The sequence below is a fragment of the Lagierella sp. ICN-221743 genome, assembly GCF_037890055.1.
GTDB lineage: Bacteria > Bacillota > Clostridia > Tissierellales > Peptoniphilaceae > Mediannikoviicoccus.
This window is the reverse complement of sequence record NZ_JBBKBD010000036.1, coordinates 1-6711: the sequence shown is the minus strand read 5'-3', so window position 1 is coordinate 6711 and position 6711 is coordinate 1. Positions and strand designations below refer to the sequence as shown.

Genomic DNA, 6711 nt, shown 5'->3' with positions numbered 1-6711 from the left:
CGGTTCCTTTTACCCCCTTGGTAGAATAAAAAAATAAAATTTACTAGAAGCAAATGGGTAGTAGGGCATTGCCCTACATAACAATGCCGCAAGGCAAATAAAGTATGACAATACTGGGAAACTCAAACCTTGTAGGTTATCGACCTACAAAACAATGCCGCAAGGCAAAAAATAAAAAAGCAGGAAAGCACTGCTTTCCTACAAATTATATCTTTGTTACTTTCTTTAGAAAGTAGAGAAAAAATTTTATTTTTTCCCTCTCTTTTTTAACGCTTCTCTTATTGCCCTTTCTTCGTCATATGGTACTTTACTTCCTCCCAGGGTTTTGAAAAACTTTTCGTTTCCTTTTCCTAAAAATAACACCACGTCGTCACTTGTTGCCATTTCCACAGCTCTTTCTATGGCTTTTTCTCGGTCCGGGAAGTACTCGTACTTTCCTCCTGACTTTTCTATTCCTCTTATTATATTTTTTGAAATGTCCTTAACTTCCATTTCGATTTCGTCGTCTTTTGTGACTATAGAGTAGTCAGCTATGCTTCCCACGACTCTGCCTATTTCTTCTTGGGTTTCGACAGTTCTTGCTCCTGACACTCCAAACACCACGATGGTATTTTTGTGGAAGTTTTCCTTTGCCGATTTTATTATGCTTTCCATGCCGTCACTGGTGTGGGCAAAGTCTATTATTAGGTTAAGGCCTTGGTCGTTTTTTACAACTTGGTATCTTCCTTCTGGCTTTTCAAAGTTTAGTAGCCCCTTTTTTATGTCGTCCATATCCACATTCATCCTAATGGCTATTGCCACAGCCGCCATGGTATTATAGATATTATATTTTCCTGCCATGGGTATTTCTAGTTTTTCTTCTAGGTTTCTTTCTTTATATATAAAGGAAGTTTTTTCTAGATCCATGTGTTCTATTGTTGCTATAATGTCGGCATCTTTTTCCATGGAGTAGGACAATACTTTTTTCCCTTCTTCTTTTAGCTCGTTATATAGTCTCTCGCCATAGTGGTCGTCGATATTTATTATGTTCTCTTTACTTGTCATGGCGAAAAGTTTTTTCTTTGCCAGGTAGTAGTTTTCCATTGTGCCATGTAGTTCTAGGTGTTCATAGGTTAGGTTTGTGAAGGCTGCATAGTCAAAATCCGTTCCTTCTACTCTTTTTAGTTCTAGGGCGTGGGATGACACTTCCATTACTACCGCCTTGTATTGTTCTTTGGCTAATTCACGAAATATTTCCTGTAATTTGTTTGCTTCCGGGGTGGTTTTACCAAGGTTTTCTGTTACTCCGTCCTTTTTTAGTCCCATAGTGCCTATGGTTGCCGTTTTAATACTCCCTTGCTTAAGTATGCTCTCTAGTATAAATGTGGTTGTGGTCTTTCCATTTGTGCCCGTTATTCCCACGATGGTCATTTCCTTTGAAGGGTTGTTGTAGTAGGCTTTTGATATTTCCGCAAAAGCGAGTCTGCCGTCTTCAACTTTTATATAAGTGGCGCCTTCTTCTTTTTCTATATCTTTGGTATAGACGACAATTTTGCATCCATTTTCCATTGCCTTTTCTATAAATTTGTGACCGTCTGTTTTAAAGCCTTCAATAGCTATAAATATACTTTTTTCAGTAGCCTCTCTTGAGTCCAGAGTTATGTGGCTAAAAGTTTTATTTTTATCTCCATCTACTTCTATATAGTGAATTTGTTCTAAAAGTTCTTTTATATTCATTTTAAACTCCTTTAAGCTTCTTACTTCTATTTTAATAGATGCTACTAAAATTGTACAACCGAATTGTTACAAAAAGTCTACATTTTGCCTTATTTGTTTATTTGAATTTCCTAAGGGTATATAATTAAGGAAACCAATAAAGGAGGAGTTAAATGAAATTAGAATTATTTTATAAAGACAGCTGTCCGTTTTGTCAAAAAGTATTTAGATTTATTGATAAACATGAATTAAAAGATAAAATTGAATTACTTGATATTGTAAAAGATGAAGACGCTAAGAAAAGACTTGTTGATGAAGGTGGAATGAACCAAGTTCCTTGTCTTTTTATTGATGGTAAGCCTATGTATGAATCCAGCGATATTATTGCGTTTTTAAAATCTGAATTATTATAGGGGGTACTTAATGAATAAGAAAATAATACTCGCAGGAGTTTTAGCTACAACTGTTTTTTTAGCAGGTTGTGATAAGCCTGCTAATACAACTGATAATGGAAATGTAACCGATGCACCGGCTGTGACTGAAAGTCAAGCTGAAACCAATAAGACTGAAGCTACAGAAGCTTCAAATGAATCTAATGAAGCAGCTCTTCAACATGAAGAGCAATATGGCGTAAGCGACGCTATCGAAAACTTCAAGAAAGAGTTTCCAAATGCAAAGATTGTAAGTGTGTCATATGACCTTGACGAAAGATACCAATACAAAGTTAAAGGTATGGAACAAGGTATGGAACACGAACTTGAGCTTGACGCAAAGTCTGGACAAACTCAAGTTAAGTCTGAAGACGAAAACGATCCATTTACTGCAATCGATGAAAAGTATTTGGAAAAGATAGACGAAATGATTAATAGGTCCCTTGATGACTTTGCCAAGACAAATGATACCAAGAATATGATTGCCAAAGAATGGGAACTTGGATTTGATGACGGAGTTCTAGAGTTTCATTCCGAAGTAGTTTCAGGCAACAAATCAGCAGAGTATAAGTATGATGTAGCTAACGAATTTTAAATAGGATAGTATTAGGTGTAGGCCTAATACTATTTTTACATAGAGGTGAAACATGAAAAAGTTTTTCGTTTTTATAATGAGTATATTTCTTTTTGTGAGCTGTAAGGGCATTAATGTAAATGTTGAAGAAACACAGTCTTTACTTACGCCAGCAGTGAGCGAAGAACAAAATATAATGGATAAAATGGAAGAGTATTCAAAGTCTGCTATAAAGGATTTTACTAAGGACTATGAAATACCACTTAACTCCATAAATTATTCCTATGACGTGGAAAATGACAAGCATAACTTTGAGCTTGAAAATCACTTTGAAAACGGCGTGTGGAGTCGTTATATAAACGATAAACTTGACGAAACTAAACCTAAAAGTATTGATACAGAAAACGAACCTATTCCAGAAGAAATACTTAAAAATATGGACAAGATTTATACTAGAGCCTTAGAAGACTACAATAAAAAATATAAAAACCAAAAAAACATACACTTTAGATACTGGAGTCTTTATGAAGATAACGGAAAGTATATGTTTAATGGAATTATTGAGTCAGACAAAAATCATCCATGGGATATATATTACAACGTTGAGAGAGATATAGGGATAAAGTAGTGAAAGTTTTAAAAAACTTTCAATGAAAAATTTATTTTTTGTTTTGGTTTGTAGGGTTATACCCTACGAGGCTTAAAGTCTCCCAGTATTGTCATACTGAGCGAGCGACAGCGAGTCGAAGTATCTCGGAAACTTTCTTTTAAGAAAGTTTCCGTAAAACTATATCGAAGTGTATTTTGTAGGGTGAAAACCCTACAACTTTTTTATTTCTAATATATTTTATCGTTCTATTGCCTTGCGGCATGCATAGCAAAGTTTTATAAACTTACCTAATATTTATTTTACTTATATTATTTTTCCTAATCTCAGGGTAAGGATGAAGGGGATTGCGATTTCCCCTCATATCCTTACCCTGAAACCCGAACCTTTTACACCCTTAAAACGCTTGGGGATACCCCAAACCCCAAAGTAAGATGTAGAAAATCTTGTTGGATTTTCTGTTTGTGCCTTCGGCACTATTGTTAGGAGTGATCACACCTCGCTGTGTCATCCTGAGCGAAAATTTTTTGGCACAAAAAATTGAAGTCGAAGGATCTCGAGATTTTCTAAGAAAATCTCGGTTAAAGTTTCCTGAAATATTATAAAGCTTTAAAACTTTCCACACGTTTTAACCGTGTGCAATTCCACACGTTTAGAAATGAAGCAGTATCAAACACTTTTACATACTCCCGAATAAAACCACAAACTTTACAAATACGCGTTCATAAGTTATTATTAAAGCGTAAATGTAAGGAGGTGTGGAATGGATAAACTACAAGAATATATCAAAGACAATTTAATAATAACAAACAAAGAAGCCGAAGAACTTGGATACGGAAGACATACACTATCAGAGCTAACAAGAAAAAGAAAACTAGAAAGATTAAGACCAGGAGTATATCAGATAGCCGGCGAAGTAGTAGACGATTTTGTTTTAATATCATCCAATAGCAATAGAATAGTTTTTTCACATCAAACAGCGCTATACCTTCATGACCTATCAGACAGAACACCAAATGTATTTCATGTTTCAGTACCACAAGGATATAATGCAAGCCATCTAAATAAAAGAAACATAGAATTGAAAGTCCACTATATAAAAAAAGATCTTTACCAACTTGGAAAAACAGAAATAAAATCACCACAAGGCAATCACATTCCAGTTTACGATATTGAAAGGACAATTTGTGACATTATACTAGACAGAGACAAAATTGATAAACAGATTTTCACAAATGCCATAACAAGATACTTCAAATCTCCTACAAAAAATCTGAGACGACTTATAAAATACAGCAGAGAATTTAAAATAGAAGAAGAGATTAGAAAATATATGGAGGTACTTGCATGATTAATATCGAGCAAAAAATAATTGACAAATCAAAACCATTGAACTACCATAATAACTAACAGTACCCGACACGCCTCTTAACAATGCGGACCAAGTCGGGTCGTTTGATTTTATAAACAAAATGACAAAAGGAGTCGAAATCGACTCCTTTAACTATAATTTAGTAGATTAAAAAAGATTAAAACCTCATCTTTATATCAAAAATGAAGTCGCTTTTTAAAAACTTCCTCATCATTTTAATTAATAATTACAGTTGCGACATGCTTTCATTGTAGTATTGCAAAAAAACTTCCTTGAGTGTCATTCTGAGCGGAAATTTTTTGGCACAAAAAATTGAAGTCGAAGAATCTCATTATTAAGTATATGTTAGAGGAACAGAATAAATTTAATAATCTAATAGTGTTCAAAGTATGATATTAAAACCAGAAGAAAATCCGACAAGATTTTCTTCCTCTTATTAAGCAGGTTTTCAGGACGGCCAGTCCTGAATCGTTTGGAAGGTAAGAAAGAGGGGATTTCAAGGGGAGAACGCTAGAAACCATACGAAAAGGTTTCTTAGTTCTCCCCTTGGTTAAAAGAGAATGTGGATTAGAAATAAAAAAAGTAGTAGGGTGTAACCCTACAAAACAAAAAAACAAAATTTTTCATAGAAAGTTTTTTAAAACTTTCTCTCTCTATTTTTCCCCCTTGGTAGAATAAAAAGAAAATATATAATAGAAAAAAACTTAGTAGTAGGGCGAAACCCTACAAAAAACAATCAAACAAACTTTGATATACTTTCTTGTCAGAAAGTGACCCATCCACTGTTATATCATTACAAACGAATTGACATGGTAATGCCTCGCTGGTATTATCTAATTAAAACAAAGGAGGAAAACATGGCAAATATTCAACTTCGACTAGACGACGAACTAAAAAATAAAGCAGATGAACTATTTAAAGACCTAGGACTAGATACAACAACAGCAATACGAATGTTTTTAACACAAGCCGTTTCAAACAATGGAATACCATTTGAAATAAAAAGAAAAACAGATTACGAAACACTAACAGAAGATGAAATATTAAAGCTATTAGAAAAATCTAGAAGATCCGCAGAAAGAGGAGAATATAAAGAAGCTGTTGAAGTGGTATCAGAACTAAAAGGAAAATATGGAATATAAAGTTTTGCTCACAAAAGAAGCAGAAATTGATTTAGATAATATCATTAAATACATTCTGTTTGAAAAGAAAAATAAAGAAGCTGCCGAAAGTATTATGGACGATTTTTCTGAAATTATAAAAAAGCTATGTCATTCAGCAGGAAGTTTTAAGTTATGCGATAACGTAAGACTTAAAAAAATAGGATACAGACGACTTAATTTTTTTAGACATGATTATTTTATTTTGTATAGAATCCAGAAAAACAATGTTTTTGTCGATAAAATATTTCACTTCAAACAAGATTACGAAAATAAAATTAAATAATGTAACAAATTTATTTTGATGAGGTCGCTTTTAATAACTTCCTCATCATTTTTATTAATAATTGCAGTTGCGACACACTTTCATTGTGATATAGCGAAAGACTCACCTGAATGTCATTCTGAGCGAAAATTTTTACGAAGTAAAAATTGAAGTCGAAGAATCTCACGAAGGCGAAACAATTACTAGAAAACAAAAAAATTAGTCAAACAAGACTTTACAAAACAAATTTATAACCCAAAGAAAATCCAGCAAGATTTTCTACAACTTACATTGTTGTTTGGGGACCATATATAGAGGTGGGAAGTTAAATAGTTTCGTGTCGAATAAAGAAAAGAGAGATGTTTCGACTCGCTGTCGCTCGCTCAACATGACAGAGCCGAGTTTTTTTCTTCGCACAGATAAGAGTAAAGAGATTTATTCTTAAAATATTGTGCCGAAAGGCACAAAAAGAAAATCCAACAAGATTTTCTTCATCTTCCATTGGGGTTTGGGGTATCCCCAAGCGTTTTAAGGGTGTAAAAGGTTGGGTTTCAGGGATAGGATATGAGGGGAAATCGCAATGGTATGGCAACACTTTTTTGGACGC

General features: G+C 33.8%; 8 protein-coding genes. 6 read left to right on the top strand and 2 right to left on the bottom strand.

The features are described 5' to 3' along the window. Positions 1-246 precede the first annotated feature (246 nt). Positions 247-1716 (bottom strand): UDP-N-acetylmuramoyl-L-alanyl-D-glutamate--2,6-diaminopimelate ligase, encoded by a 1470-nt coding sequence (locus WKS98_RS09660; RefSeq protein WP_498918861.1) that lies wholly within the window; start codon positions 1714-1716, stop codon positions 247-249. 152 nt (positions 1717-1868) lie between these two features. Here WKS98_RS09660 and WKS98_RS09655 point away from each other — a divergent pair, with 152 nt between their 5' ends. From WKS98_RS09655 to WKS98_RS09630, 6 genes are all read left to right on the top strand, one after another. Further along, entirely contained in the window at positions 1869-2108 is a 240-nt protein-coding gene (locus WKS98_RS09655) for a glutaredoxin family protein (RefSeq protein ID WP_498918859.1), read from the top strand. A gap of 10 nt (positions 2109-2118) precedes the next feature. Beyond that, positions 2119-2721 (top strand): PepSY domain-containing protein, encoded by a 603-nt coding sequence (locus WKS98_RS09650; RefSeq protein ID WP_498918857.1) that lies wholly within the window; start codon positions 2119-2121, stop codon positions 2719-2721. A gap of 76 nt (positions 2722-2797) precedes the next feature. Continuing rightward, positions 2798-3328, top strand: coding sequence for a hypothetical protein (locus WKS98_RS09645; RefSeq protein ID WP_498918856.1), 531 nt, complete (start codon positions 2798-2800; stop codon positions 3326-3328). 742 nt (positions 3329-4070) lie between these two features. Then, entirely contained in the window at positions 4071-4658 is a 588-nt protein-coding gene (locus tag WKS98_RS09640) for a type IV toxin-antitoxin system AbiEi family antitoxin domain-containing protein (protein WP_498918854.1), read from the top strand. 878 nt (positions 4659-5536) lie between these two features. Then, entirely contained in the window at positions 5537-5821 is a 285-nt protein-coding gene (locus WKS98_RS09635) for a type II toxin-antitoxin system RelB/DinJ family antitoxin (protein WP_498918853.1), read from the top strand. Next, complete coding sequence (locus WKS98_RS09630) at positions 5811-6125, top strand: type II toxin-antitoxin system RelE/ParE family toxin (protein ID WP_498918851.1); 315 nt, start codon at positions 5811-5813, stop codon at positions 6123-6125. Before WKS98_RS09635 ends, WKS98_RS09630 begins: the two co-directional genes overlap by 11 nt. Positions 6126-6429: 304 nt before the next feature. Here WKS98_RS09630 and WKS98_RS09625 read toward each other — a convergent pair. Continuing rightward, positions 6430-6711: hypothetical protein (locus WKS98_RS09625; RefSeq protein ID WP_498918849.1), on the bottom strand; the 282-nt coding region annotated here is incomplete at its 5' end.

Excerpts from the sequence above, each read along its gene's own strand:
- WKS98_RS09640 (WP_498918854.1), top strand. The coding sequence starts at position 4,071 with ATGGATAAACTACAAGAATATATCAAAGACAATTTAATAATAACAAAC.
- WKS98_RS09645 (WP_498918856.1), top strand. The coding sequence starts at position 2,798 with ATGAGTATATTTCTTTTTGTGAGCTGTAAGGGCATTAATGTAAATGTT.
- WKS98_RS09630 (WP_498918851.1), top strand. The coding sequence starts at position 5,811 with ATGGAATATAAAGTTTTGCTCACAAAAGAAGCAGAAATTGATTTAGAT.
- WKS98_RS09650 (WP_498918857.1), top strand. The coding sequence starts at position 2,119 with ATGAATAAGAAAATAATACTCGCAGGAGTTTTAGCTACAACTGTTTTT.
- WKS98_RS09655 (WP_498918859.1), top strand. The coding sequence starts at position 1,869 with ATGAAATTAGAATTATTTTATAAAGACAGCTGTCCGTTTTGTCAAAAA.
- WKS98_RS09660 (WP_498918861.1), bottom strand. The coding sequence starts at position 1,716 with ATGAATATAAAAGAACTTTTAGAACAAATTCACTATATAGAAGTAGAT.
- WKS98_RS09635 (WP_498918853.1), top strand. The coding sequence starts at position 5,537 with ATGGCAAATATTCAACTTCGACTAGACGACGAACTAAAAAATAAAGCA.